Genomic DNA, 23,822 nt, shown 5'->3' with positions numbered 1-23,822 from the left:
CCTGGGCCGCCCCGCGGGAGGGCGGCGCAGCGGTCGACGGGACGATGGCGCGGTTCCTGAAGGACAACGGCCTCACACTGGCCTTCTTCGGCCTGTTCCTCATCTGCATCGGCGGGCAGGCGATCAGCGGATACGCCCTCCAGACCGAGGATCCTGCCGGCCAGTCCCGGAGTTCCGGCCTGATCGCCTATCTGGCCGATCCGGGCTTCCTGAAAGGTGTGTTCAGCAACTGGCAGGCGGCCCTGCTTCAGCTTCTGGTGCTGATCGTCTTCAGCGTGTTCCTGCGCCAGCGGGGTGCCTCGCACTCGCGCAAACCCGATGACGAGGCGGCCGCGCAGGGCCCGAGACCGGGCGCGCCCGACCGGGTGGGCCGCCCGTACTCCTGGACCTACGCCAACGGGCTGTCGCTCGCCTTCCTGGGCCTGTTCCTGCTCGCCTTCGCGGCCTTCTTCTTCGCGAACGCGGCGAGCTACAACGCCGACAGGAGCCGGCGCGGAGAGGCCGCCCTCGACCTCGCGCAATCCCTCGTCTCCGCCGATCTCTGGTTCCAGACCTTCCAGACTTGGCAGGCGGAGTTCTTCGCGATGGGCATGTTCCTGCTCCTGAGCATCTATCTCAGGCAGGACGGCTCCGCGGAGTCGAAGCGGCTCACGGCCCGGGACGACGAGACGGGCGCGGTCAACGAGTGAGCCGCGGCCGGACATGGCGCGGCGGTGCCCGCTACGCCGCCGGCCCGTAGCCAGCGTAGAACACCCGCACCGCCTCCGTGACCCGGTGGCGGATCTCGTCCTCGCTCGGCGACGCGCCGGCGTTGAACAGGAGCCGCGTCAGCATTCCGGCCTGGCAGAGCTGCAGGAAGTGCTTGGCGGCGAGTTCCGTGTCGGCGGGCCGCAGCCGCCCGGCCACGACCTGCGCGTCGAGATAGGCCTTCAGCCGCTCGACCCCGCAGGCGGGCCCCGCCTCGTAGAAGGCCTGCCCGAAGCGGGGAAACTTCTCGCAGGCGCCGATCACCATGCGGATGATCGAGACGTGCTCGGGCCGCGCCATCATGGCGAGGTAGCTGGCGCCCAGGCGCGTCAGCACCGCGCGGACGTCCGGATCGGCCTCGTCCAGACGGAACAGGTTCTCGGCGAGCCCGGCCTTCTCCTCGACCGTCAGGGCCTCGAACAGGGCCTCCTTGCTGTCGAAGTAGACGTAGAGGGTGCCCTTCGAGACCCCGGCCGCCCGGGCGATCTCGCCCATGCTGGCGCCGTCGAAGCCCGAGGCCATGAAGACCCGGCGCGCGCCCTCCAGGATCTGGCGGCGCTTCTCGCCCTCGGCCGGGAGAGGCCCTGCCCCCCGCTCCAGTGTCGCTGCGTCCGCCATCTCGTCGCCGGATCCACCGCTCAGATTGACCGAACCGTTCGGTCAGTGCTAACTACCGCTTCTTGCTGACGGCCGTCAACTCGGTCCGTCGAATGACCGAACGGTTCGGTCAACGATGTTGAGGACCAGAGCCCATGTCGCTTCGTGAGGATGCCGATCGCCAGGGCAGCTTCGTCGAGGCCGCGGAGGAGGCGCGTGACGCGGCCGCGCCGCGCCGGCCCGCGCCCGCCTCGGCGCCTGCGGCCGCCCCGGTCGCGAAGCCCCGGCGCCCGCTGCGCCGGGTCGTCCTGCTCCTCCTGCTCTGCGCCGCCCTCGGTGGGGGTGGCTATGCGGGTTGGCAGTGGTGGACGGTCGGGCGCTTCTTCGTGAGCACGGACGACGCCTACGTGCAGGCCGACATCTCGGTGCTGGCCGCCAAGGTTCCGGGCTACCTCGCCGCCGTGCCGGTGGTGAACGGACAGGCCGTGAAGGCCGGCAACGTGATCGCCCGGCTCGACGACGGCGACTACCGCCTCGCCCTGAAGGCCGCTGAGGACAAGCTCGCCACGCAGGAGAGCACGATCCAACGCGTCGCCCGGCAGGCCGAGGCAGCGCAGGCGCAGGTGCTGCAGAGCGCCGCCCAGATCGACGCCGCCAAGGCCGACGCCGTGCGGGCGGGTGCCGACTACACCCGCGCCACGCAGATGCAGGCGGATTACGTCGCCAAATCCCGCCTCGACCAGGCCAAGGCCGACCGCGACCGCACGGAGGCCGCCGTGAAGTCGGCGGAGGCGGCGCTGGTGGCCGCGCGCGCCAACGTCGCGGTGCTGCAGGCCCAGACCCGCGAGGCCGAGAGCCTCGCGGCGGAGCTGCGCACGGCGGTCGATCGGGCACGGCGCGACCTCGACTTCGCGGTGATCCGCGCGCCCTTCGACGGCGTCGTCGGCAACAAGGCCGTCGAGGCCGGCGCCTACGTGGCGCCGGGCTCGCGGGTCGCCGCGCTCGTGCCGCTGCAGAGCGTGCGGATCGACGCGAACTTCAAGGAGACGCAGCTCGCCCGGGTCCGCCCGGGGCAGGAGGTGCACATCCACGTGGACGCCTACCCGGACCGCGACATCGTCGGCACGGTGGAATCGCTCTCGCCGGCCTCCGGCTCGGTCTTCAGCCTGCTGCCGCCCGACAACGCGACGGGCAACTTCACCAAGATCGTGCAGCGCCTGCCGGTGCGAGTCCACGTGCCCGAGGATGTCGCCCGCGAGGGCGTGCTGCGCCCCGGCCTCTCGGTGGTGGTGCGGGTCGATACCCGCGACGGCGCCGACGCGCCCGTGCAGAAGCTCGCCGCCCGGCACTGAGGCTCGCGCCATGGCCGCCAACGCCGCCACCGGCCCCGTCCCGGCCGACCCGCCGATCGACCGCCGCCGTATGGTGGCGTTCGTCTGCATGGTCTTCGGCATGTTCATGGCGATCCTGGACATCCAGATCGTCTCGGCCTCGCTGAACGAGATCCAGGCCGGCCTCTCGGCGTCGGGCGACGAGATCCCCTGGGTGCAGACGAGCTACCTCATCGCCGAGGTCATCTCGATCCCGCTCTCGGGCACGCTCTCGCGGGTGCTCTCGACGCGCTGGATGTTCTCGATCTCGGCCGGCGGCTTCACGCTGATGAGCCTGATGTGCGCCACCTCCTCGTCGATCGGCGAGATGATCGTGTGGCGCGCCGCGCAAGGGTTCATCGGCGGCGGCATGATCCCGACTGTGTTCGCCTCCGCCTTCACGATATTCCCGCCCTCCAAGCGCACCATCGTCTCGCCGATGATCGGCCTCGTGGCGACGCTGGCGCCGACCATCGGCCCGACGGTCGGCGGCTACCTCACCGACCTGTTCTCCTGGCACTGGCTGTTCCTGATCAACATCGTGCCGGGCATCTTCGTCACGGTCTCGACCTGGTTCCTGGTCGATTTCGACCGGCCGAACCTCGACCTCCTGAAGAGCTTCGACTGGGCCGGCCTCGCCTTCATGGCGGGCTTCCTCGGCTGCCTCGAATACGTGCTGGAGGAGGGCCCGAACCACGACTGGCTGCAGGACGAGGCGGTCTTCGTCTGCGCGCTCGTCTGCTCCGTGTCGGCGCTGCTGTTCTTCTGGCGGGTCTTCACGGCGCGCCAGCCGATCGTAGACCTGCGCGCCTTCTCGGACCGCAACTTCGCGGGCGGCTGCGTCTTCAGCTTCGTGATGGGCATCGGCCTCTATGGGCTGACCTACCTGTACCCGGTCTACCTCGCCCGGGTGCGCGGCTACTCGGCGCTGCAGATCGGCGAGACGATGTTCGTCTCAGGACTCTGCATGTTCGCGACCGCCCCGATCGCCGGCAAGCTGTCGGCGAAGCTCGATCCGCGGGTGATGATGGCGTTGGGGTTCTCCGGCTTCGCGCTCGGCACCTGGATCGTCACAGGGCTGACCAAGGACTGGGACTTCTGGGAGCTGCTGCTGCCGCAGGTACTGCGCGGCTGCTCCTTGATGCTCTGCATGATCCCGATCAACAACATCGCGCTCGGCACCCTGCCGCCGGAGCGGATGAAGAACGCCTCGGGCCTGTTCAACCTCACGCGCAACCTCGGCGGCGCGGTGGGGCTGGCGCTGATCAACACGGTGCTGAACGCCCGCTGGGACCTCCACCTCGCGCGGCTGCACGAGCGCTTCACCTGGGCCAACACCGCCGCGCTGGAGCGCCTCGACGCGATGCGCCGCCAGTTCGAGGTGCTGGGCGGCGACGCCAGCGGCATGGCGCTGAAGGCCATGACCAACACGGTGCGGATCCAGGGGCTGGTGATGAGCTTCGAGGACGTGTTCCTCGTGCTCACCGTGCTGTTCCTGGGCATGGCCTGCGGCACGCCGCTGATCCGCCGCCCGCGGGGCGCCGCGCCGGCCGGGGCCGGGCACTGAGCCCAAAGGAAAGTTCGCCCCGGCATCCGGGACGGGCTCGATCATTCTTCTGAGACGCAACGCTCTCCCTCCCCCCTCTGCGGGGGAGGGTGGCCCCTGCGTCAGCAGGGGGCGGGTGAGGGGAACCCGGTTTCAGGACAGCGCTCGGCATCGACGCGGCGCGGAACCTGAAGCGTCGTCCCCTCTCTGCGGGACTTCGTCCCGACCGCCTCGCATGCGCGAGGCACCCTCCCCCCGCAGAGGGGGAGGGTTGGTTCCATCAGCCCTGCGGCCACTCGCGGATGTCGACGAAGCGGCCAGCCACCGCCGCGGCGGCCGCCATCGCCGGGGAGACGAGGTGCGTGCGCCCGCGAGGGCCCTGGCGGCCCTCGAAGTTGCGGTTCGAGGTCGAGGCGCAGCGCTCGCCCGGCCGCAGCTTGTCCGGGTTCATACCGAGACACATCGAGCAGCCCGGCTCGCGCCAGTCGAAGCCCGCCGCCTTCAGGATCTTGTCGAGCCCTTCCGCCTCGGCCTGCGCCTTCACGAGGCCGGAGCCCGGCACGATCATCGCCGAGACGTTCTGGTGCACCTTGCGATCGCCGACGACCCGGGCGACCTCGCGCAGGTCCTCGATGCGCCCGTTGGTGCAGGAGCCGATGAAGACCCGGTCCAGGGTGATGTCGGTGATCCGCGTGCCCGGCGTCAGGCCCATATAGGCCAGCGCCTTCTCCTTCGACTGCCGCTTGTTCTCGTCGGCGATCACGGCCGGGTCCGGCACGAGGCCTTGGACCGAGATCACGTCCTCGGGGCTGGTGCCCCAGCTGACGATCGGGGGGAGGTTCGCCGCATCCAGCCGAACCTCGCGGTCGAAATGGGCGCCCTCGTCGCTGACGAGGCTCTCCCAGTAGCGGCGCGCCGCGTCGAAGGCCGCGCCCTGCGGCGCCTTCGGCCGGCCCTTCACGTACGCGAAGGTCGTCTCGTCGGGCGCGACCATGCCGGCGCGCGCGCCGCCCTCGACCGACATGTTGCAGATCGTCATGCGGCCCTCCATCGAGAGCCCGCGGATGGCTTCGCCCGCGTATTCCAGCACGTGGCCGGTGCCGCCGGCCGTGCCGATCTCGCCGATGATCGCCAGGATGATGTCCTTCGCGGTCACGCCGGCCGGCAGCCTGCCGTCCACGGTGACGCGCATGTTCTTGGCCTTCTTCTGCACCAGCGTCTGGGTGGCGAGCACGTGCTCGACTTCCGAGGTGCCGATGCCGTGCGCCAGCGCCCCGAAGGCGCCGTGCGTCGAGGTGTGCGAGTCGCCGCACACGATCGTCTGGCCGGGCAGCGTGAAGCCCTGCTCCGGCCCGATGATGTGGACGATGCCCTGGCGGCGATCCAGCGCGTCGTAGAACTCGATGCCGAAATCGCGCACGTTCTCGGCCAGAGCCTCGAGCTGGGTGCGGCTCTCAGGATCCTCGATGCCGGCGCTCCGGTCCGAGGTCTGGACGTTGTGGTCCACGACCGCGAGCGTCTTCTCGGGATGGCGCACCTTCCGGCCGGCCACGCGTAGGCCCTCGAACGCCTGGGGGCTCGTCACCTCGTGCACGAGGTGGCGGTCGATGTAGAGGAGGCTGGTGCCGTCCGGCTGAACATCGACGACGTGGTCGTCCCAGATCTTGTCGTAGAGCGTGCGCGGGCTTGCCATGGCTTGAGTATTCGCTGTGGGGACCATCCGGGGCACCCGATGCACCCGGCTTGGAACCACTCTTAGTAGGGGTGTGAGGCGAGAATCGGAAGAGGCGTCGCGCCGCCGCCGCGGGATGGCTGGCCGGCTTCTGTCGCACGGGTCTCGCCCGCGGGCGGCGACAACCGGGCCGGATGCGGTATGTGGGGGGATAGGCGTGCCCCGCGCGCCGGCCGGAGTCCCAACCGTGAGCGAGCCCGCCCCGCCCGAGATCCTGATGCTACGGCCGATGCACCCGGTCGTGGCGGAGGCCCTTGGCGCCCGCCTCACCCTGCACCGGGTCGACGGCGCCGCCGACCCGGAGGCGCTGCTGAGGGAGGTCGCGCCCCGCATCCGCGGCCTCGCGGTCGGCGCGCAGACGCCGGTCGACGCCGCCCTGATGGACCGGCTGCCGAAGCTGGAAATCGTCGCGAATTTCGGCGTCGGCTACGACACGGTGGATGCGCGGGCCGCCGCCGCCCGGGGCATCGTCGTCACCAACACGCCGGACGTGCTCACCGACGAGGTGGCCGACCTCACGCTCGGCCTCCTGCTCGCCACGCTCCGCCGCATCCCGCAGGCGGACCGCTACCTCAGGGCCGGGCGCTGGCGGGAGGCGCCGTTCCCGCTCTCGCCGTCGCTGCGCGGGCGCCGGGTCGGCATCCTCGGCCTTGGCCGGATCGGGCGCGCCATCGCGCGGCGGCTCGAAGGCTTCGGGGTCGAGATCGCCTATCACGGCCGCTCGCGGCAGGCGGACGTGCCCTACGCCTACCACCCGACGCTGCTGGGCCTCGCCGAGGCCGTGCACGTGCTGATCGTGGTGGCGCCGGGCGGCGCTGGGACCGCGGGGCTGATCGATGCCGCGGTGCTGCGGGCACTCGGGCCCGAGGGCGTGCTGGTCAACGTCGCCCGTGGCAGCCTCGTGGACGAGGCGGCGCTCACAGTTGCGCTCGCGGACGGCACCATCCAGGCCGCCGGCCTCGACGTGTTCGCCGACGAGCCGCACGTGCCGGCCGACCTGGTCGCCCGCGACAACGCGGTGCTGCTGCCGCATGTCGGCTCGGCCTCGCACCACACCCGGGCGGCGATGGGCCGGCTCGTGGCCGACAACCTGCTCTCGTGGTTCGCGGGGCGCGGGCCGCTGACTCCCGTCGCCGAGACGCCGCGGCGGGCCGACGCCGGGACATCCGGGACAGCCGGGGCGTGAGACGGATCCTCCTCACGGCCCTCGCGGCCGCTCTGGCCTCATCCACCGCCGCGGCCCAGGAGGCGATCCCCGCGCAGCCGCCGCAGCTCCCGCCCCTGCTGCCGTCCGCGCCGCCGGACGCGACCCCGACCGCCCCGGAGGCGGCGCTGGCCCCGCCGGTCGATCGCCTGCCCGACCGGTTCACCGGCGTGCCGGGCACCTGGGACCTTTCCCGCGACGGGACCAACCGGCGCTGCGTGATGACGCTCGGCCTCGACAACGGACCAGTGGGCCGCAAGCTCGCCTTCCCGGCGGGCTGCCGTCGGGCGCTGCCGATCACCACCACCATGGTCGGCTGGCTCTACACCGAGGGCGGCGTGCGCCTCGTCGACAAGGACGTGCGGCCGCTCCTGATCTTCACGCCCCGGCCCGACCGGGGCAGCTACGGCGCGAAATCCGAGGCGGGCGAGGTCTACAGCTTCGTGCCCCTCGACATCGCGGCGATGCGCCCGCCCGAGCCGGACCGGCCCGTCGCGTCGCCCCAGATCGCGACGGCCGGCCCCGAGACCTCCGCGCCGGACCGGCCGGCCGTGCAGGCCGCCCTCCCCGCCCCGGCTGCGGGCGAGTCGGCCCCCGGCCTCTACGCGCTCGACCGCTACCGCGACCGGGACGTCTGCCGGCTCGAACTCGCCGGCGACGGGGGCGTCACCCTGATGCCGGGCTGCCGCGACAGCGGGATCGAGGTGTTCGGCCCCGCCACCTGGAGCTTCGCCGCCGGCCGCCTCACCCTGAAGGCCCGCCGCGGCCACACGGTCGGCCTGGTGCCGAACGGCGAGGGTGCCTGGCGGCGCGATCCGGAGACCGGGACTACCTTCATCCTGCGCCGCGTCGAGCCCTAGAAGCGGATCCCGGCGCGGCCTCGCCAACCGGGGCTCCCCCCCTAGGCCCGTGAAAGGTCCCGGCCCTTTCGAGAACTCGACGGGAGGCGGCTTACCCGACCTGATCCTGCACCGGCATCATCCGCTCGTGCAGGCCGTCGCGGCGGATCGCCACATGCCAGACGGTCGCCAGGATGTGCAGGCCGACCAAGAGGTAGACGGCCCACTGGCCGACGAGGTGGACGGACTGGAAGATCTTCTGCAGCCCCTCGTCCTTCGGCAGGCCCGGCACGGTGAACAGCCAGAAATACGGGGTCGAGCGCCCCGCGAAGGCGCTGAGCAGGTAGCCGCTCACCGGCATGACGAGGAAGATCGCGTAGAGCAGCCAGTGGTTGATCCGCCCGAGCACAGCGAGTGCCGCGGGCATCCGAGGCTCGGGCGGCGCCGGGTGGAGGATGCGCCAGACGATCCGCAGGACCACGAGGGCGAACAGCGTCAGCCCGACCGATTTGTGCAGCACGAACATGTCGCCCTTGCTCGGCGCGTCCCGGGCGAGGTTGGTGGCGACCCAGGCGAGCGGCAGCACGGCGGCGACGAGGAGCGCGGTCAGCCAGTGCAGGGCCTGGGCCACCCCGTTGTAGCGGGGCATGCCGGAGGCGGTGACGTAGGTGGGCGGCATCGTTTCCTCCGGGCGCGGGTTTAACAGGATCCAAGCTAGATCCGCAGGCCGCGAAGGACATCCCTCCGGTGGACGGAGCGGCGGTCCGCGCTAGAATCGGGTCTCGAAAATTCGTTGGGGCAACTCGTGGGGGAAGACGTCATGACCCTGCTGCGTCGCGAAGCCCTCGTTCTGATCGGCGCCGCGCTCGCCCTGCCTGCCCGCGCCGCCGACGGCCGGGCGACCGATTTCACCTTTGAGAAGCCGGAGGGCGGCACTCTGCCGCTGGACGGCTTCAAGGGCCGGCCGATCCTCGTGGCCAACACCGCGACCGCCTGCGGGTATGCCGGGCAGCTCTCGGGCCTCCAGACCCTGTGGACCCGCTTCCAGGACCGCGGGCTCGCGGTGATCGGCGTCCCCTCGCCCGATTTCGGCAACCAGGAGCCGCTCGACGGGGCGGCGATCGCCGAGGCCGCGCGGAAGAACCACGGCGTCACCTTCCCGCTCACCGCCAAGACCCGGGTGAAAATGCCGAACGCCCACCCGTTCTACGCCTGGGCGGCGGCCGAGCGGCCGGGCGAGACCCCGCGCTGGAACTTCCACAAGTACCTGATCGCCCGCGACGGCACCCTGGCGGGCGCCTTCGCCACCCAGGTCGAGCCGACCGACCCGCGGGTGATCTCGGCCATCGCGGCGGAGCTGGACAAGGCCTGAAACCGCCGTGGATCCCCTCTCCCCGCCGTGCGGGAGAGGGCTTCATGCCCCCTCGTCGGGGCATGAAGCGAGACGGCAGGCGATGGTGAGGGAGCTTCGACGGAAGAGGCTTAGCCGGACAAGCCCCCTCACCGCCGCTCCGGCTTTCGCCTCCGCTTCCCGCCGGCACGACAAGGTGCCTGCGTGCCTCTCCCCGCGCGCAGGGATAGGGGGGTGCCTCATCCGGACAGCGCCCGGAGCGTGGCCCCAGCCCTTGCCAAAGCCGAAAAAAACCCCTATGCGCCGCCCCTCGCGTTCGCTCCGGCCGGGGGCTGAACGGACGGTGCCGCCTGTCGGCACAGGGTCTTCGGATCCGTCGTCCCGTGTCTCCGCCTTCGATCAACCGCTCGGGCCCTCATCACGGCTCGAAGGGCTTGGCGCCGGGCAAGCGTGAACGAACCGGCCCGGCTCCGCTCGATTGCGCGCGTCCCGGGCCTCATCCACGATGAAAGGCCCGAAATGCCTCTCTATGAGCACGTGCTCCTCGCCCGCCAGGACGTGACGTCCCAGCAGGTCGAGACCATGATCGACACCTACAAGGGTGTGATCGAGCAGAACGGCGGCCGTCTCGAGAAGATCGAGATGTGGGGCGTCAAGTCCCTCGCCTACCGCATCAAGAAGAACCGCAAGGCGCACTTCGCGCTCCTCAACATCGACGCTCCCCCGGCCGCGATCGCCGAGATGGAGCGCCAGATGCAGATCTCGGAAGACATCCTGCGCTTCATGACGATCCGCGTCGAGGAGCTGGAGCAGGAGCCCTCCGCGATGATGCAGAAGCGCGACCGCGACGACCGTCGCGACCGCGAGCGCGGCCGTCGCCGCGACGACGAGGGCTTCGGCGGTGGCGGCTTCGGCGGCGACCGTGGGGATCGCGGCGACCGCGGCGGGGACCGTCCCGAGCGGGGCGAGCGTCCCGAGCGCAACTTCGGCGGGGAGAACTAAGTCATGGCCTTCGGTGCTGGTGGCGGCGGTGGCCGTCGTCCTTTCTTCCGTCGTCGCAAGACCTGCCCCTTCTCCGGCGCGAACGCTCCGAAGATCGACTACAAGGACGTGAAGCTGCTGTCGCGCTACGTCTCGGAGCGCGGCAAGATCGTGCCGAGCCGCATCACCGCGGTCTCCGCCAAGAAGCAGCGCGAGCTGGCCCAGGCCATCAAGCGCTCCCGCTTCCTCGGCCTGCTGCCCTACGTCATCAAGTAGGTCTTCACAGATCAGGCCGGTCCGGGCTTCCCGGGCCGGCCTCCACATCGCTTGAAGACGGCGGCTTTTCCCGGCCGCCGTCATCGTTGGGGCGCACGACGCCTCTAACCCCGGCCACACGGACCGGCGGGACAGCGGAACCCATGACCCAGTATCTCGGCATCGGCATCGGCGCGGGCCTCGTCTCGGCCCTCCTGTTCGGCGTTCTCCTCAAAGGGACGCTGCTCGCCTTCGTGCTGAACCTCGTCTCGCCGCTCCCCATCCTGATCGTCGGTCTCGGCTGGAGCCACCGCGCCGCGCTCGCCGCCGCCGTCACCGGCAGCCTCGCGCTGGCCCTCGCCGTCTCGCCCTCGCTGGGCCTCGGCTTTGCCGCCTATCTCGCCCTGCCCGCTTGGTGGCTCGCCTATCTCACGCTCCTCGGCCGGCAGAATTCGGACGGCACCACGGAGTGGTACCCGACCGGGCGCCTGCTCGGCTGGGTCGGCACCACGGCGGGCGCCGCGGTGGTGGCCATCGCGCTCCTGTCCTCGTCGAGCTACGAGGCCTACGAGACGCAGATGCGCCAGCTCGCCGGCAACCTGATCCGCGTGCAGATGCGCGACGGCAGCGCGCCCGCGCCGCGCACGGAGAAGAGCGAAGCTTCCGAGCAAGGCGCCGAGACGCCGTCCGCGTCCCCCGCCGAGCCCGCCGACGCGAAGGCGAAGGCCGAGCTGCACGCGGAACTCGCCGAGGCGATGGGCCGCCTGCTGCCCGGCATCGCCGCCACGGGCCTCGCCCTCCTCCTCGTCTTCTATCTCTGGGCCTCGGCCCGCATCGTTCGCCTCTCCGGCCGCCTGCTGCGCCCCTGGCCGGACATCCCCTCGACCGCGATGCCGCGGGGGATGCTCGGGCTGCTGGCGCTCGCCGTCGGGCTCACGCTGGCGCCGGGCTATCTCGGCGTGTTCGGCACGGCGCTGGTCGGCGCGCTCTGCGCGGTCTTCGCGCTGCAAGGGCTCGCCGCCTTCCACGACCGCAGCCGCGGCCGGCCGGGGCGCGGGGCGCTGCTCTTCGGCCTCTACCTCATCCTCTTCGTGACGCAAGGCATCGCCCTCGTCGCGCTGACCCTGTTCGGCCTCGCCGATACCGCCCTCGACCGCCGCCGCCCCCGTGGCGGCCCGGCGACCTGAGACCCGTTCAAAGCACTCTCTGAAAGGAACAGAACCATGGAAGTCATCCTCCTCGAGCGCGTGGCCAAGCTCGGCCAGATGGGCGAGACCGTGAACGTCCGCCCGGGCTTCGCCCGCAATTTCCTCCTCGCCCGCGGCAAGGCTCTCCGCGCCACCGAGGCCAACAAGAAGCGCTTCGAGGACCAGCGCGCCCAGCTCGAGGCGCGCAACCTCGACCGCAAGAAGGACGCGGAAGCCGTCGCCGAGAAGCTCGATGGCCAGAGCTTCATCCTGATCCGCCAGTCGGGCGAGACCGGCGTGCTCTACGGCTCGGTCTCCACCCGCGACCTCGCCGAGGTCGTCTCGAAGGAGGGCTTCACGGTCGAGCGCGGCCAGTTCACCCTGAACCAGCCGATCAAGACGCTCGGCCTGCACACCGTGCCGGTCGTCCTGCACCCCGAGGTCGAGGTGAAGGTCACCGTCAACATCGCCCGCAGCCCCGAGGAGGCCGAGCGTCAGGCCCGCGGCGAGTCGGTCACCGAGCGCGAGGCGTTCAACCTCGACGACCTCGGCCTCGAGGTCGGCGCGGCGCTCGCCGAGGCCGGTGAGGGCGCCGACGACCGCGGCTGATCTAGGAGATCCGGTGGACAACGGGGACTGTTCGCCCCGAGGGTTGACCGGTTCCACATTTGTTCCAAACATGGACGCCCGCCTCTCCCTCGAGAGGCGGGCGTTCTTCGTGTCGCACCCCCGGCGCGCGGATGGCGCGGCAAGCATCGGTCAACCATACCGGTGCATGGTCCGCGCGAAGGTGAAGTCGCGCGGCCCGCTTGGGGACGCGCCGGAGGAGCTAGCCGATGGCCCTGCCCAACGCCCTGACGGCCCGGCTCGAGGCGGTGCCGACCGAGTACCGGGTCCAGCCCCACAACATAGACGCGGAGCAGGCGCTGCTCGGCGCGATGCTGGTCAACAACGACGCCTACTACCGCGTCTCGGACTTCCTGCTGCCCGAGCACTTCATGGAGGAGGCGCACCAGCAGATCTTCACGGTCGCGGTGTCGCTGATCAAGGCGGGCAAGCTCGCAACCCCCATCACCATGAAGACGTATCTCGGCGACGCCGATTTCGGCGGCCAGACGGTGATGCAGTACCTCGCCCGTCTGGCGGCCGACGCCACCACGGTCATCAACGCGGGCGAGTACGGCCGCACCATCTACGACCTCGCCATCCGGCGCCGGCTCATCAACATCGGCGAGGATCTGGTCAACGGCGCCTACGAGGCCCCCGTCGAGCAGGCGCCGCGCGAGCAGATCGAGCTGACCGAGCGCCGGCTCTACGAACTCGCCGAGGCCGGCAAGTACGACGGCGGCTTCCAGAAGTTCTCGGACGCTCTGACCGCCGCCATCGACATGGCGGCCAAGGCCTACCAGCGCGAGGGCAAGCTCTCAGGGATAGCCACCGGCCTGTCCGACCTCGACGCCAAGATGGGCGGCCTGCAGCCCTCCGACCTGATCATCCTCGCGGGGCGCCCGGCCATGGGCAAGACCTCGCTGGTGACCAATATCGCCTTCAACATCGCCAAGGCCTACCAGGGCGAGAAGGGACAGGACGGCGTCACCAAGACCGTCAACGGCGGCATCGTCGGCTTCTTCTCGCTCGAGATGTCGGCCGAGCAATTGGCGACCCGCATCATCGCCGAGCAGTCGGGCGTGCCCTCCTACAAGATCCGCCGCGGCGACATCCGGCCGGAGGATTTCTACAAGATCACCGACGCCGCCCGGGACATGCAGACGATCCCGTTCTACATCGACCAGACCGGCGGCATCTCGATCGCCCAGCTTGCCGCCCGTGCCCGCCGCCTCAAGCGCCAGAAGGGCCTCGACCTGCTGATCGTGGACTACCTGCAGCTGCTCTCTGGCTCGTCCAAGAAGGGCGAGAACCGCGTGCAGGAGATGACCGAGATCACCACCGGCATGAAGGCGCTGGCCAAGGAGCTCTCGGTGCCGATCATCGCGCTCTCGCAGCTCTCCCGCCAAGTTGAGAACCGCGACGACAAGCGCCCGCAGCTCTCGGACCTGCGCGAATCGGGCTCGATCGAGCAGGACGCCGACGTGGTGATGTTCGTGTTCCGCGAGGAGTACTACGTCGGCAACAAGAAGCCGCGCGAGGGCACCGAGGAGTTCTTCGCCTGGGAGGCCGAGATGCAGCGCGTCCACGGCAAGGCCGAGGTGATCATCGGCAAGCAGCGCCACGGCCCCACCGGCACGGTCGAGCTGCAGTTCGACGCCAACATCACCCGCTTCTCGAACCTCGCCCAGAGCGACCGCCTGCCCGAGCCGATGTGACGCGCTGATGTGATAGGATTGGCCGGCAGCCCACCGGCCGGAGACGCGACGTGGCCCTTGCGACGACGAGGCGGACACCCGAGCCGCCAAGCTTGAACGACGTCTACGAGGGCGAGCGGCAGCTCGTCGGGATCATCCTCCCCCATCCGGAGGTGTATCCGGCGGTCGCGTGGATCCTGCGCGGCGAGGACTGGACGCAGAGCCTGCACCGGGGGGTGTTCGAGGTCGCTGGCGAACTCGCCGCGGCCGGGCAGACGATCGCGCCCGATTCCGTGCTGCCCCGCGTCAGCGACGTGGGGCCGGATGGGACCCCTGCGGAGACCTATCTGGCGGGCTGGTCGAGACGGCTTCCGCACCCCACCACGCCTAAGGGATCGCCCACCTCCTCGCGGAGGCCGCGCGGGTGCAGCACCGCCCGAGCATCTACGATCTCGATTTCTACGATTGGGCCTTCGAGCAGGCCCAGCGTCTCCGGCGCGCGCAGTTCTCGGCCCTCGACGCCCTGAACCTCGCCGAGGAGATCGAGGATTTGGGCAACGAGATCTACACCAAGCTGGAGAGTGCGCTGCGCATCACGCCGATGCATCTGCTGAAGTGGGATCATCAGCCGGGCAAGCGCACACGCAGCTGGATGCTGTCGATTCGGAACGGTCGCCTGGACGCCGCGAAGGTCTTGGAAAGGAGCCCGAGCCTGAAAGCCCGTCTTCCCTTCGCGATCGATAAAGCCTATCGCCGCGCCCGGATCGACGCCGCGGGCGAGCCAGGCCTGGACGAGGACACCTTCCCGGCTGCCTGCCCCTACGACTTCGAGACGATCATGAACCGGCCGATCCCCTGGCCGCCGAGCGAGGACGCCTGATCATCACCCCCGACACCCCAGCGCCCGTCGGACACGGCGCCCGCCTCACCGTCGACCTCGCCGCCATCGCCGAGAACTGGCGGCGCCTCGGCGCCCAGGGGCCCGGCACGCCCTGCGCCGCCGTGGTCAAGGCGGACGCCTACGGCTGCGGTCTCGCGCCCGTGGCCTCCGCCCTGTGGCGGGCGGGCTGCCGCACCTTCTTCGTGGCCCATCTCACGGAGGGCGCGGCGGTGCGGCGCGCACTGTCGGAGGCTGCGATCTACGTGCTGAACGGGCTGCCGCCGGGCGGTGCCGACGCCTTCCTGCGCGACAACCTGCGGCCCGTCCTCGGCTCGCACGACGAACTCGACGCCTGGGCCGCGGCGAGCCAGGGCGCGCACGGAGCGGCCCTCCACGTCGATACCGGCATGAACCGGCTCGGCTTCTCGGTGCCGGAAGCGCTGGCGCTGCGCGCCGATCCCCGCATTCGGGCGGCCGGCATCGATCTGGTGATGAGCCACCTCGTCAGCGCCGAGCTGCCCGAGGATCCGGTCAACACCCGGCAGATCCGCGACTTCGCGGCCGCCCGCGCCGCCTTCCCGGAGATCCCCGCCTCGCTCGCCAACTCCTCGGGCATCTTCCTGGGGACGGCCGCGCACCACGACCTGCTGCGGCCGGGCTACGCCCTGTTCGGCGGCAACCCGACGCCGGGCCGGCCGAACCCGATGCGGCCGGTGGTGCGGCTGGAGGCCGAGATCGTGCAGGTACGCGCCGTCGAAGCCGGCGCGGGCGCGGGCTACAACCACCGCTGGGTCGCCCCCGGGCCGCGCCGTCTCGCCACGCTCTCGCTCGGCTACGCGGACGGCTACCCGCGCGCGGCGAGCGGGCGCGGCCACGCGCTCGTCGGCGAAGTCCTCTGCCCGATCCTCGGCCTGATCTCGATGGACCTGATTATCCTCGACGTCACCGAGGCGCCCGACGCCCGGCGCGGCGCAACCGCCGTGCTGATCGGAGACGCGCTCGACGTGGATACGGTGGGCCGCGCGGCCGGCACGATCGGCTACGAGATCCTGACCGGGCTGGGTTCCCGGTATGTTCGCACCTATATAGAGTAAGGCGGGATCGGCGCAGCCGGTTCGACCGCCCGACGCGCGCGAGATCCATGGCCAAGCTGCAACAGACCTTCGTGTGCCAGTCCTGCGGGGCGGTCTACAACCGCTGGCGCGGGCGCTGCGAGGCCTGCAACGGCTGGAACACGATCGTCGAGGAGACGCCGGGCGGCGGCGTGCAGGCGGGCCCCGCCGCGACCCGGCCGTCGCGGGCGCGGGGGCGCGTCTTCCCGCTCGAAGGGCTGACCGGCGAGGCCAAGCAGGCGCCGCGCATCCCCTCGGGGATCGCGGAACTCGACCGCGTCACCGGCGGCGGCTTCGTGCGCGGCTCGGTGATCCTGCTGGGCGGTGATCCCGGCATCGGCAAGTCCACTCTCCTGATGCAGGCCTCGGCCGCCATGGCCGGCACGGGCCAGCGCGTCGCCTACATCTCGGGCGAGGAGGCGGTAGGGCAGGTGCGCCTGCGGGCCGAGCGCCTCGGGCTCGCCGACCGGCCGGTGGAGCTCGCGGCCGAGACCAACGTCGAGGACATCGTCGAGACGCTCTCGCAGGGGCGCCCGCCCGCGCTCGCCATCATCGACTCGATCCAGACCATGTGGACCGAGACGGTCGATTCGGCGCCCGGCACCGTCACGCAGGTGCGCTCCTCGGCCCAGAGCCTGATCCGCTTCGCCAAGACCACCGGCACGGCGGTGATCCTGGTGGGTCACGTCACGAAGGACGGGCAGATCGCGGGGCCGCGCGTCGTCGAGCACATGGTCGACGCGGTCGCCTCCTTCGAGGGCGACCAGGGCCACCATTTCCGCATCCTACGCGCGGTGAAGAACCGTTTCGGCCCGACCGACGAGATCGGCGTGTTCGAGATGACGGACGGCGGGCTCGCCGAGGTGCCGAACCCCTCCGCCCTGTTCCTGGCGGGCCGCGATCATCAGGCCGCGGGCACCGCGGTCTTCGCCGGCATGGAGGGCACGCGCCCGCTCCTCGTCGAGATCCAGGCGCTGGTCGCGCCCTCCGCGCTCGGCATGCCGCGCCGCGCGGTCGTCGGCTGGGATCCGAACCGGCTCTCGATGGTGCTGGCGGTGCTGGAGGCCCATGGCGGCATCCGGCTCTCCGGCCACGACGTCTATCTCAACGTCGCGGGGGGCCTGCGCATCTCCGAGCCCGCGGCCGACCTCGCGGTGGCCGCCGCCCTGGTCTCCTCGTTGTCGGGCGCGGCGCTGCCGGCCGAGACCGTCTATTTCGGCGAGATCGGCCTGTCGGGCGCGATCCGGCCCGTCGCGCAGGCGAGCGCCAGGCTGAAGGAGGCGCAGAAGCTCGGATTCGCCAAGGCGCTGATGCCGCAGGGCCGCGAGACCGCCGACCGGGCGCTCGCGACGGAATCGCTGCGCCACATCGCCGACATGGTCGCGGGGATCGCGGCGAACGGCCCGAAGCGCGGCGGGCGTGGGCGGAACCACAACCCGCGCTACGAGGAGGCGGATTAGGTCGCTCGCCCGCGGGTTGCGGCGCAATCCCCGCACAAGGGTGACGGCCGAGGTTCGGCGGGATATACAGGCGCCGCGGTTCCCGGGGGAGCCGCGCGACCGCCCGTTCCGATGGCCGCCCCCCGCACGATCCCGATGCGCTGATGCCGTTCTCCATCCTCGATCTCGTCGTGCTCGGCATCGTGGTGATCTCCGCGCTGCTCGCGGCCGTGCGCGGCGTGACCCGCGAGGTGCTCGCGATCATCGCCTGGGTCGCCGCCGCCGCCGTGGCCTGGAAGTTCCATCCCGCGCTGCTGCCTACCGTGAAGCAGCACGTGAACAGCGATACGGTCGCGCTCGTCGCCTCGATCGCCGCGATCTTCCTTGCGACGCTGATCATCGTCTCGATCATCACCGTGAAGATCTCCGACGTGGTGCTCGACTCGCGCATCGGCGCGGTCGACCGCTCGCTCGGCTTCCTGTTCGGGGCTGCCCGCGGCTTCCTGATCTGCGTGATCGGCTGGGTGTTCCTGTCCTGGCTCGTCCAGGGCAAAGTGCCGGACTGGGCCTCGCAGGCGCGCTCGCGCCCGATGCTGGAGAAATCCGGCGACGCGCTCGTCGCGCAATTGCCCGAGAACCCGGAAGGCTTCCTCAAGCAGTTCAAGAAGCCGAAGGTCGATACGCCGCCGAACGAGCCGGTCGACGCGCCCGCGGACGAGGCTCCGGCCCAGCGCCGCACCGACGGCGGAGCCACGTCGGCGCCGCGACGCTGACCTGCGCGCGCCGGCGCTTGGTTGGCCGGCGGAAAACCCCTAGATAACCGCCGTTGACGCGGCCGGGTGGAATGATTCTACGCGCGGGGCCTCGGGCCCGTGCGATCATATCCGGCGCGCGCCGCCGGACATCGGCGGCCACCAGGGACCGACCTCGATCATGCCCGACCGCGCCGTTGCTTCCTTCTCAGAAGATCTCGATCTCGATCTCGACGGCGATACGCTGCGCGAGGAGTGCGGCGTCTTCGGCATCTTCGATCATCCGGACGCCTCGGCCATCGTGGCTCTGGGGCTGCACGCCCTGCAGCACCGCGGCCAGGAGGCGGCCGGCATCGTCTCCTTCGACGGAGCGGTGTTCCACTCCGAGCGCCGCCCGGGCCTCGTCGGCGACTCGTTCTCGGACGGCGAGACCATCGCCCGCCTGAAGGGCCGCGCCGCGATCGGCCACGTGCGCTACTCGACAACGGGCGGCACCATCCTGCGCAACGTCCAGCCGCTCTTCGCGGAACTCGCCAGCGGCGGCTTGGCTGTCGCCCACAACGGCAACCTGACGAACGCGCTCTCCATCCGCCGCGACCTCGTGCGCGACGGCGCGATCACGCAGTCGACCTCGGACACGGAGGTGATCCTTCACCTCGCGGCGCGCTCGCGCAAACCCCGGATCATCGAGCGCTTCATCGACGCGCTCCAGGCGATCGAGGGCGCCTACGCCATCGTGGCGCTGACCAACAAGAAGCTCATCGGCGCCCGCGACCCACAGGGCATCCGCCCGCTGGTGCTGGGCGAACTCGACGGCCGCTACATGCTGGCCTCGGAGACCTGCGCGCTCGACATCATCGGCGCGAAGTTCGTGCGCGACATCGAGAACGGCGAGATCGTGGTGATCTCGGAAGAGGGCGTCGAGTCGATCCGCTTCGCGGAGAAGCGGCCGATGCGGCCCTGCATCTTCGAGTACATCTACTTCGCGCGCCCCGACTCGGTGGTGAACGGCAAGAGCGTCTACGCGGTTCGCAAGAACATCGGCCATGAGCTCGCGCGCGAGACGCGGGTGGAGGCGGACGTGGTCGTGCCGGTGCCGGATTCCGGCGTGCCGGCCGCGCTCGGCTTCGCGCAGGAGACCGGCCTGCCCTTCGAGATGGGCATCATCCGCAACCACTATGTCGGCCGCACCTTTATCCAGCCGACCCAGTCGGTGCGCGAGCTCGGCGTGCGCATGAAGCACTCGGCCAACCGCGCGGCGATCGAGGGCAAGCGCATCGTGCTCGTCGACGACAGCCTGGTGCGCGGCACCACCTCGGTGAAGATCGTGCGGATGATGCGCGAGGCCGGCGCTCGCGAGGTGCATTTCCGCATCGCCAGCCCGCCGATCATGCACCCGGACTTCTACGGCATCGACACGCCGGAGCGCGAGAAGCTCTTGGCCGCGACCCACGATCTCGAGGGCATGCGCCAGTATATCGGCGCCGACTCGCTGGCCTTCCTGTCGATCCCCGGCCTCTACCGGGCGATGGGCGAGGAGGCACGCGACAGCGCCTGCCCGCAATACACCGACCACTGCTTCACCGGCGAGTACCCGACCGCGCTCACGGATCTCGCCATCGCGGGCCCGAAGCGCTTCGCGATGCTGGCCGAGGCGGACTGAAGACCATGGCGGAGAAGAGCCTCGACGGCCGCGTCGCCGTCGTCACCGGCGCCTCGCGCGGCATCGGCCGGGCGGCGGCCCTGGCGCTGGCGGAAGCCGGCGCGCACGTCATCGCCGTCGCCCGCACCCAGGGCGCGCTGGAAGAACTCGACGACGCGATCCGGCAGCGGGGCGCCAGCGCGACCCTCGTGCCGCTCGACCTCACCGATTACGACGGGATCGACCGGCTGGGCGCGGCGATCAACGAGCGCTGGAAGCGCCTCGACATCGTGGTCGGCAATGCCGGCATCCTCGGCAACCTGATGCCGGTCGGGCACGTCACCCCGAAGGTCTGGGACCAGGTGATGGCGATCAACGTCACGGCGAACTGGCGCCTGATCCGCTCCTTCGATCCGCTGCTGCAGATGTCGGATGCCGGCCGGGCACTCTTCGTCTCGTCGGGCGCCGCCTCGAAGTGCCGGGCCTACTGGGGCCCCTACTCGGTCTCGAAGGCCGCTTTGGAGGCACTGGTGCGCACCTACGCGGCCGAGACCGCCAACACCAAGATCCGGGCCATGCTGCTCAATCCAGGCCCGCTGCGCACCAGCATGCGCGCCGCCGCGATGCCGGGCGAGGATCCCGAGACGCTGAAGACCCCGGAGGACCTCGCTCCGCACATCGTGCGTCTGGCGAGCCCCGCCTCCGACGAAACCGGCAAACTCTACGATTTCCCGACCGACCGGGTTCTCGAATTCCAAGTCCCCAGGTAACGGGGTCCGGGGCCTTAGGCCCCAGCGGGTTCGGGCAGAGCCCGCCCCTCGCTCACGGGTTCGCGTGCCATGATCGACGTCCGCTGCATCTGCGCCATCGGCCAGCGAGGCCAGCTCGGCCTCAACGGGCACCTTCCCTGGGAGGGCAACACCGATCCGCTCTTCGTCGAGGACGTGACGCGCTTCTTCGCGCTCACCATGGGCCACGTGCTGATCGCGGGCCCGAAGACGGTGGCCTCGGTGCCCGAATTCGCCTTCCGGGACCGCACCATCGACGTGATCCGCTCGCACGAGGATCCGGAGGCGGTGCTGAAGCGCTATCCCGGCCGGCGCATCTTCGTGGGCGGCGGCATCGCGGTCTGGAACGTCTACGCGCAGTACATCCAGCACTGGGACATCACGCGCCTGCCCTACGACGGCGAGGCCGACCGCTGGTTCGACCCGGCCTGGCTGGTGGGCGGGGCGCTGCGGGCCCCTTAGCGGCACCTTTGCGGGTCCTCGGGAGTTGATGCGCACGCGTCCCCGAGGGTCCCCATGCGTTCAGCCTCCTTCCGCTTCGGCATCGAGGAAGAGTATTTTCTGGCCGATGCCGAGACCCGGGGCACGCCCCGTCGGTCGGTGAAGCCGTTCCACACGGAGGTGGCCGAGCGCCTGCCCGAGACCGGGCGCGAGTTGCTGCAGTGCCAAGTCGAGGTCTGCACGCCGCCGGTGACGGAGTTCGGCGCCGCGCGGGAGAGCCTCGCCCAGCAGCGCGCGGCGCTCGCCGATCTTGCGGCCCGGCACGAACTCCTCGTCTTCGCCGCCGGCACGCATCCGGTCGCCGACTGGGCCCGGCAATTGCCGACCAAGGGCGACCGCTACCGCGGCATCCTGCGCGACGTCGGCCTCGCGGGACGGCGCAGCCTGATCTGCGGCATGCACGTCCATGTCGAGGTACCGGACCCGGATGCGCGCATCGACCTGATGAACCGGCTGCTGCCGTTCCAGCCCCTGCTCTTCGCGCTCTCGACCTCCTCGCCGTTCTGGCAAGGCAAGCCCACGGGGCTCACCGCCTACCGGCTCAGCGCTTTCGGGGAGTTGCCCCGCACCGGCCTGCCGGAGCTGTTCCCGGGGCCCGAGGCCTATGCCCGCTACGTCCGCATCATGGAGCGGGCGGGCTCGATCCAGGATCCGAGCTTCCTGTGGTGGTCGCTTCGGCCCTCGATCAAGTTCCCGACGCTGGAGCTGCGCATCGCCGATTCCTGCACGCGGCTGGAGGACGCGCTCTCCATCGCCGCCCTGTTCCGCTGCCTCGTGCGCCTTGTGGTGCGCCGCCCCGACCTCAATGCCGGGCTCGACGGGGTCTCGCGGGCGCTCGCCGAGGAGAACCTGTGGCGCGCTCAGCGCAGCGGCATCGGGGCCGAGCTGATCGACGAGGCGCGGGAGGAGGCGCTGCCCTATGCGGACGCCCTCGACGCGCTCCTCGACCTGGTCGCCGAGGACGCCGCCGCGCTCGGCTGCGCCGAGGAGGCAGCCCACGCCCGAACGATCCTCGCCGAGGGCACCAGCGCCGACAAGCAGATCGCCGCCTTCGAGGCCGCCCGCGAGCAGGGGCTGACCAACCGACAGGCGCTGGACGCGGTGGTGGACTGGCTGGCCGCGACGAGCCGCGGCCAGATCCCGGGACGCCCCTGATCAGCGCTTGTCGAACGGGTTCTCGGAGGTGCGGAGCGACAGCCGGATCGGCGTGCCCGGCAGGTCGAAGGCCTCGCGCAAGCCGTTGACGAGGTAGCGGGTGTAGGATTTCGGCAGGGCGTTGAGCTGGTTGCCGAACAGCGCGAAGTGCGGCGGGCGGCTCTTCACCTGTGTTGCGTAGCGGATCTTGATGCGCCGACCCGAGACCGCAGGCGGCGGGTTGCGGCTCGTCGCCTCGGAGAGCCAGTCGTTGATCCGCGAGGTCGAGACGCGGCGGTCCCAGACCTCGGAGGCCTGCACCACTGCCTCCATGAGCTTGTCGATGCCGTTGCCGGCGAGGCCTGAGAGCGGCACCACCGAGACGCCGCGTACCTGCGGCAGCAGGCGGGTGCAATCCTCGCGCAGGGTCTTCAGCAGGCCCGGCTGGTCGGCGACGAGGTCCCACTTGTTGAGACCGATGACGAGCGCCCTACCCTCACTCTCGACGAGATCGACGATGGTCAGGTCCTGCTTCTCGAACGGGATGGTCGCGTCGAGGAGCACCACCACCACCTCGGCGAAGCGCACCGCGCGCAACCCGTCCGAGACGGCGAGCTTCTCCAGCTTGTCGTCGATGCGGGCGCGGCGGCGCATCCCGGCGGTGTCGTGCAGCTTGATCCGGCGCCCGCGCCATTCCCAGTCGAGCGAGATCGAGTCGCGGGTGATGCCGGCCTCAGGGCCGACGAGCAGGCGGTCCTCGCCGAGCATCCGGTTGATCAGGGTGGACTTGCCGGCATTCGGGCGACCGACGATCGCGACGCGCAAGGGGCGCCCGCCGGGGGCGTCCGCGTCGTCGTCCTCCAGGTCGGGGTCGGGCTTCGGCAAGGCGGTCTTCAGCGCCTCGTGCAATTCGCCCACGCCCTCGCCGTGCTCGGCCGAGAACGGGATCGGGTCGCCGAGGCCGAGGCGGAAGGCGTCGTAGGCGCCTGCGAGCCCCCCGCCGCCCTCCGCCTTGTTGGCGATGAGGATGACCTGCACGCCGGAGCGGCGCACCAGCTCGGCGAAGGGCTGGTCGGCCGGCAGCACGCCCGCGCGCGCGTCGATGACGAACAGCACCACGTCGGCGGCGAGGATCGCCGCCTCGGTCTGCATCCGCATGCGGCCGGTGAGCGTGGCCTCGTCGGCCTCTTCCAGACCGGCCGTGTCGATGATGCGGAACTCCAGGCCGCCGAACTGGACGTCGGCCTCGCGCCGGTCGCGGGTGACGCCCGGCCGGTCGTCCACCAGGGCGAGCTTTCGGCCGACCAGGCGGTTGAACAGGGTCGACTTGCCGACATTCGGCCGGCCGACGATCGCGACGGTCGGCAAATCCATGGTGTCTCTCGTATCGTTCGTGTCCCGCGGGGACGTTCACGCCCGCGAGGGTTCCAATGAAGGCGCCGCCGTCCCGGGCCTCGAAGAG

At 70.8% G+C, this 23,822-nt stretch carries 24 protein-coding genes; 20 read left to right on the top strand and 4 right to left on the bottom strand.

Annotated features, from left to right (window positions below):
- Positions 1 to 44 precede the first annotated feature (44 nt).
- The gene (locus DK427_RS07510; protein WP_109950720.1) at positions 45 to 689 is read left to right on the top strand and encodes a DUF6766 family protein; all 645 of its coding nucleotides are present in this window, start codon (positions 45 to 47) and stop codon (positions 687 to 689) included.
- Between the two features lie 31 nt (positions 690 to 720).
- On the opposite strand, the gene DK427_RS07505 is transcribed toward DK427_RS07510, so the two are convergent.
- Positions 721 to 1,365 carry a TetR/AcrR family transcriptional regulator gene (locus DK427_RS07505; RefSeq protein WP_109950719.1) on the bottom strand — a complete coding sequence of 215 codons (645 nt, stop codon included), beginning with the start codon at positions 1,363 to 1,365 and terminating at the stop codon, positions 721 to 723.
- 134 nt (positions 1,366 to 1,499) lie between these two features.
- Between DK427_RS07505 and DK427_RS07500 the strand changes: the two genes are divergently transcribed.
- Both DK427_RS07500 and DK427_RS07495 read left to right on the top strand, forming a co-directional pair.
- Complete coding sequence (locus DK427_RS07500) at positions 1,500 to 2,696, top strand: HlyD family secretion protein (RefSeq protein WP_109950718.1); 1,197 nt, start codon at positions 1,500 to 1,502, stop codon at positions 2,694 to 2,696.
- A gap of 10 nt (positions 2,697 to 2,706) precedes the next feature.
- Entirely contained in the window at positions 2,707 to 4,281 is a 1,575-nt protein-coding gene (locus DK427_RS07495) for a DHA2 family efflux MFS transporter permease subunit (protein ID WP_109950717.1), read from the top strand.
- A 259-nt stretch (positions 4,282 to 4,540) separates the two neighbouring features.
- Here DK427_RS07495 and leuC read toward each other — a convergent pair whose 3' ends face one another.
- Entirely contained in the window at positions 4,541 to 5,953 is a 1,413-nt protein-coding gene (gene leuC, locus DK427_RS07490; RefSeq protein WP_109950716.1) for a 3-isopropylmalate dehydratase large subunit, read from the bottom strand.
- A gap of 256 nt (positions 5,954 to 6,209) precedes the next feature.
- Between leuC and DK427_RS07485 the strand changes: the two genes are divergently transcribed.
- A complete protein-coding gene (locus tag DK427_RS07485) occupies positions 6,210 to 7,178 on the top strand; it encodes a 2-hydroxyacid dehydrogenase (protein ID WP_109954055.1) in 969 nt (322 codons plus the stop codon).
- Positions 7,175 to 8,056, top strand: coding sequence for an AprI/Inh family metalloprotease inhibitor (locus tag DK427_RS07480; protein ID WP_109950715.1), 882 nt, complete (start codon positions 7,175 to 7,177; stop codon positions 8,054 to 8,056). Before DK427_RS07485 ends, DK427_RS07480 begins: the two co-directional genes overlap by 4 nt.
- A gap of 91 nt (positions 8,057 to 8,147) precedes the next feature.
- Here DK427_RS07480 and DK427_RS07475 read toward each other — a convergent pair whose 3' ends face one another.
- Positions 8,148 to 8,714, bottom strand: a complete 567-nt coding sequence (locus DK427_RS07475) for a cytochrome b (RefSeq protein ID WP_109950714.1) — start codon at positions 8,712 to 8,714, stop codon at positions 8,148 to 8,150.
- A 141-nt stretch (positions 8,715 to 8,855) separates the two neighbouring features.
- Between DK427_RS07475 and DK427_RS07470 the strand changes: the two genes are divergently transcribed.
- From DK427_RS07470 to DK427_RS07400, 15 genes are all read left to right on the top strand, one after another.
- On the top strand, positions 8,856 to 9,407 hold the full coding sequence (locus DK427_RS07470) for a glutathione peroxidase (RefSeq protein WP_109950713.1): 552 nt from the start codon (positions 8,856 to 8,858) through the stop codon (positions 9,405 to 9,407).
- Positions 9,408 to 9,905: 498 nt separating this feature from the next.
- Complete coding sequence (rpsF, locus tag DK427_RS07465) at positions 9,906 to 10,388, top strand: 30S ribosomal protein S6 (protein WP_109950712.1); 483 nt, start codon at positions 9,906 to 9,908, stop codon at positions 10,386 to 10,388.
- A 3-nt stretch (positions 10,389 to 10,391) separates the two neighbouring features.
- Positions 10,392 to 10,643, top strand: a complete 252-nt coding sequence (rpsR, locus tag DK427_RS07460; protein WP_066921788.1) for a 30S ribosomal protein S18 — start codon at positions 10,392 to 10,394, stop codon at positions 10,641 to 10,643.
- Positions 10,644 to 10,786: 143 nt separating this feature from the next.
- On the top strand, positions 10,787 to 11,809 hold the full coding sequence (locus DK427_RS07455; protein ID WP_109950711.1) for a DUF2232 domain-containing protein: 1,023 nt from the start codon (positions 10,787 to 10,789) through the stop codon (positions 11,807 to 11,809).
- A gap of 36 nt (positions 11,810 to 11,845) precedes the next feature.
- Positions 11,846 to 12,418: a 50S ribosomal protein L9 gene (rplI, locus tag DK427_RS07450; RefSeq protein ID WP_109950710.1), complete on the top strand. Its 573-nt coding sequence runs from the start codon at positions 11,846 to 11,848 to the stop codon at positions 12,416 to 12,418.
- A 227-nt stretch (positions 12,419 to 12,645) separates the two neighbouring features.
- Entirely contained in the window at positions 12,646 to 14,133 is a 1,488-nt protein-coding gene (locus tag DK427_RS07445; RefSeq protein WP_109950709.1) for a replicative DNA helicase, read from the top strand.
- Between the two features lie 50 nt (positions 14,134 to 14,183).
- Positions 14,184 to 14,639, top strand: coding sequence for a DnaB-like helicase N-terminal domain-containing protein (locus DK427_RS27500; protein WP_425452569.1), 456 nt, complete (start codon positions 14,184 to 14,186; stop codon positions 14,637 to 14,639).
- Positions 14,537 to 14,992, top strand: coding sequence for a DUF29 domain-containing protein (locus tag DK427_RS07435; RefSeq protein WP_245930832.1), 456 nt, complete (start codon positions 14,537 to 14,539; stop codon positions 14,990 to 14,992). The genes DK427_RS27500 and DK427_RS07435 overlap by 103 nt, the downstream gene beginning before the upstream one ends.
- Before the next feature lie 2 nt (positions 14,993 to 14,994).
- A complete protein-coding gene (alr, locus tag DK427_RS07430) occupies positions 14,995 to 16,086 on the top strand; it encodes an alanine racemase (protein ID WP_109950706.1) in 1,092 nt (363 codons plus the stop codon).
- 47 nt (positions 16,087 to 16,133) lie between these two features.
- On the top strand, positions 16,134 to 17,564 hold the full coding sequence (radA, locus tag DK427_RS07425; protein ID WP_109950705.1) for a DNA repair protein RadA: 1,431 nt from the start codon (positions 16,134 to 16,136) through the stop codon (positions 17,562 to 17,564).
- 143 nt (positions 17,565 to 17,707) lie between these two features.
- The gene (locus DK427_RS07420; RefSeq protein WP_109950704.1) at positions 17,708 to 18,316 is read left to right on the top strand and encodes a CvpA family protein; all 609 of its coding nucleotides are present in this window, start codon (positions 17,708 to 17,710) and stop codon (positions 18,314 to 18,316) included.
- A gap of 160 nt (positions 18,317 to 18,476) precedes the next feature.
- Complete coding sequence (gene purF / locus DK427_RS07415; RefSeq protein ID WP_109950703.1) at positions 18,477 to 19,958, top strand: amidophosphoribosyltransferase; 1,482 nt, start codon at positions 18,477 to 18,479, stop codon at positions 19,956 to 19,958.
- A 5-nt stretch (positions 19,959 to 19,963) separates the two neighbouring features.
- Positions 19,964 to 20,707, top strand: a complete 744-nt coding sequence (locus DK427_RS07410; protein WP_109950702.1) for an SDR family NAD(P)-dependent oxidoreductase — start codon at positions 19,964 to 19,966, stop codon at positions 20,705 to 20,707.
- 69 nt (positions 20,708 to 20,776) lie between these two features.
- Positions 20,777 to 21,187, top strand: a complete 411-nt coding sequence (locus tag DK427_RS07405) for a dihydrofolate reductase (RefSeq protein ID WP_109950701.1) — start codon at positions 20,777 to 20,779, stop codon at positions 21,185 to 21,187.
- Between the two features lie 54 nt (positions 21,188 to 21,241).
- Complete coding sequence (locus tag DK427_RS07400) at positions 21,242 to 22,381, top strand: carboxylate-amine ligase (protein ID WP_109950700.1); 1,140 nt, start codon at positions 21,242 to 21,244, stop codon at positions 22,379 to 22,381.
- Here the strand turns inward: DK427_RS07400 and der are convergent, their stop codons facing one another.
- Positions 22,382 to 23,734, bottom strand: coding sequence for a ribosome biogenesis GTPase Der (gene der, locus DK427_RS07395; RefSeq protein WP_109950699.1), 1,353 nt, complete (start codon positions 23,732 to 23,734; stop codon positions 22,382 to 22,384).
- Positions 23,735 to 23,822: the final 88 nt, after the last annotated feature.

The organism is Methylobacterium radiodurans (assembly GCF_003173735.1).
Classification (GTDB): Bacteria; Pseudomonadota; Alphaproteobacteria; order Rhizobiales; family Beijerinckiaceae; genus Methylobacterium; species Methylobacterium radiodurans.
The sequence above is the reverse complement of the archived record's forward strand: the minus strand, read 5'-3'. Positions and strand labels throughout refer to the sequence as shown.

What these genes read in the sequence shown, in the direction of transcription:
- DK427_RS07510 (WP_109950720.1), top strand. Translation starts at nt 45, where the DNA reads ATGGCGCGGTTCCTGAAGGACAACGGCCTCACACTGGCCTTCTTCGGC.
- DK427_RS07505 (WP_109950719.1), bottom strand. Translation starts at nt 1,365, where the DNA reads ATGGCGGACGCAGCGACACTGGAGCGGGGGGCAGGGCCTCTCCCGGCC.
- DK427_RS07500 (WP_109950718.1), top strand. Translation starts at nt 1,500, where the DNA reads ATGTCGCTTCGTGAGGATGCCGATCGCCAGGGCAGCTTCGTCGAGGCC.
- DK427_RS07495 (WP_109950717.1), top strand. Translation starts at nt 2,707, where the DNA reads ATGGCCGCCAACGCCGCCACCGGCCCCGTCCCGGCCGACCCGCCGATC.
- leuC (WP_109950716.1), bottom strand. Translation starts at nt 5,953, where the DNA reads ATGGCAAGCCCGCGCACGCTCTACGACAAGATCTGGGACGACCACGTC.
- DK427_RS07485 (WP_109954055.1), top strand. Translation starts at nt 6,210, where the DNA reads ATGCTACGGCCGATGCACCCGGTCGTGGCGGAGGCCCTTGGCGCCCGC.
- DK427_RS07475 (WP_109950714.1), bottom strand. Translation starts at nt 8,714, where the DNA reads ATGCCGCCCACCTACGTCACCGCCTCCGGCATGCCCCGCTACAACGGG.
- DK427_RS07470 (WP_109950713.1), top strand. Translation starts at nt 8,856, where the DNA reads ATGACCCTGCTGCGTCGCGAAGCCCTCGTTCTGATCGGCGCCGCGCTC.
- rpsF (WP_109950712.1), top strand. Translation starts at nt 9,906, where the DNA reads ATGCCTCTCTATGAGCACGTGCTCCTCGCCCGCCAGGACGTGACGTCC.
- rpsR (WP_066921788.1), top strand. Translation starts at nt 10,392, where the DNA reads ATGGCCTTCGGTGCTGGTGGCGGCGGTGGCCGTCGTCCTTTCTTCCGT.
- DK427_RS07455 (WP_109950711.1), top strand. Translation starts at nt 10,787, where the DNA reads ATGACCCAGTATCTCGGCATCGGCATCGGCGCGGGCCTCGTCTCGGCC.
- rplI (WP_109950710.1), top strand. Translation starts at nt 11,846, where the DNA reads ATGGAAGTCATCCTCCTCGAGCGCGTGGCCAAGCTCGGCCAGATGGGC.
- DK427_RS07445 (WP_109950709.1), top strand. Translation starts at nt 12,646, where the DNA reads ATGGCCCTGCCCAACGCCCTGACGGCCCGGCTCGAGGCGGTGCCGACC.
- radA (WP_109950705.1), top strand. Translation starts at nt 16,134, where the DNA reads ATGGCCAAGCTGCAACAGACCTTCGTGTGCCAGTCCTGCGGGGCGGTC.
- DK427_RS07420 (WP_109950704.1), top strand. Translation starts at nt 17,708, where the DNA reads ATGCCGTTCTCCATCCTCGATCTCGTCGTGCTCGGCATCGTGGTGATC.
- purF (WP_109950703.1), top strand. Translation starts at nt 18,477, where the DNA reads ATGCCCGACCGCGCCGTTGCTTCCTTCTCAGAAGATCTCGATCTCGAT.
- DK427_RS07410 (WP_109950702.1), top strand. Translation starts at nt 19,964, where the DNA reads ATGGCGGAGAAGAGCCTCGACGGCCGCGTCGCCGTCGTCACCGGCGCC.
- DK427_RS07405 (WP_109950701.1), top strand. Translation starts at nt 20,777, where the DNA reads ATGATCGACGTCCGCTGCATCTGCGCCATCGGCCAGCGAGGCCAGCTC.
- DK427_RS07400 (WP_109950700.1), top strand. Translation starts at nt 21,242, where the DNA reads ATGCGTTCAGCCTCCTTCCGCTTCGGCATCGAGGAAGAGTATTTTCTG.
- der (WP_109950699.1), bottom strand. Translation starts at nt 23,734, where the DNA reads ATGGATTTGCCGACCGTCGCGATCGTCGGCCGGCCGAATGTCGGCAAG.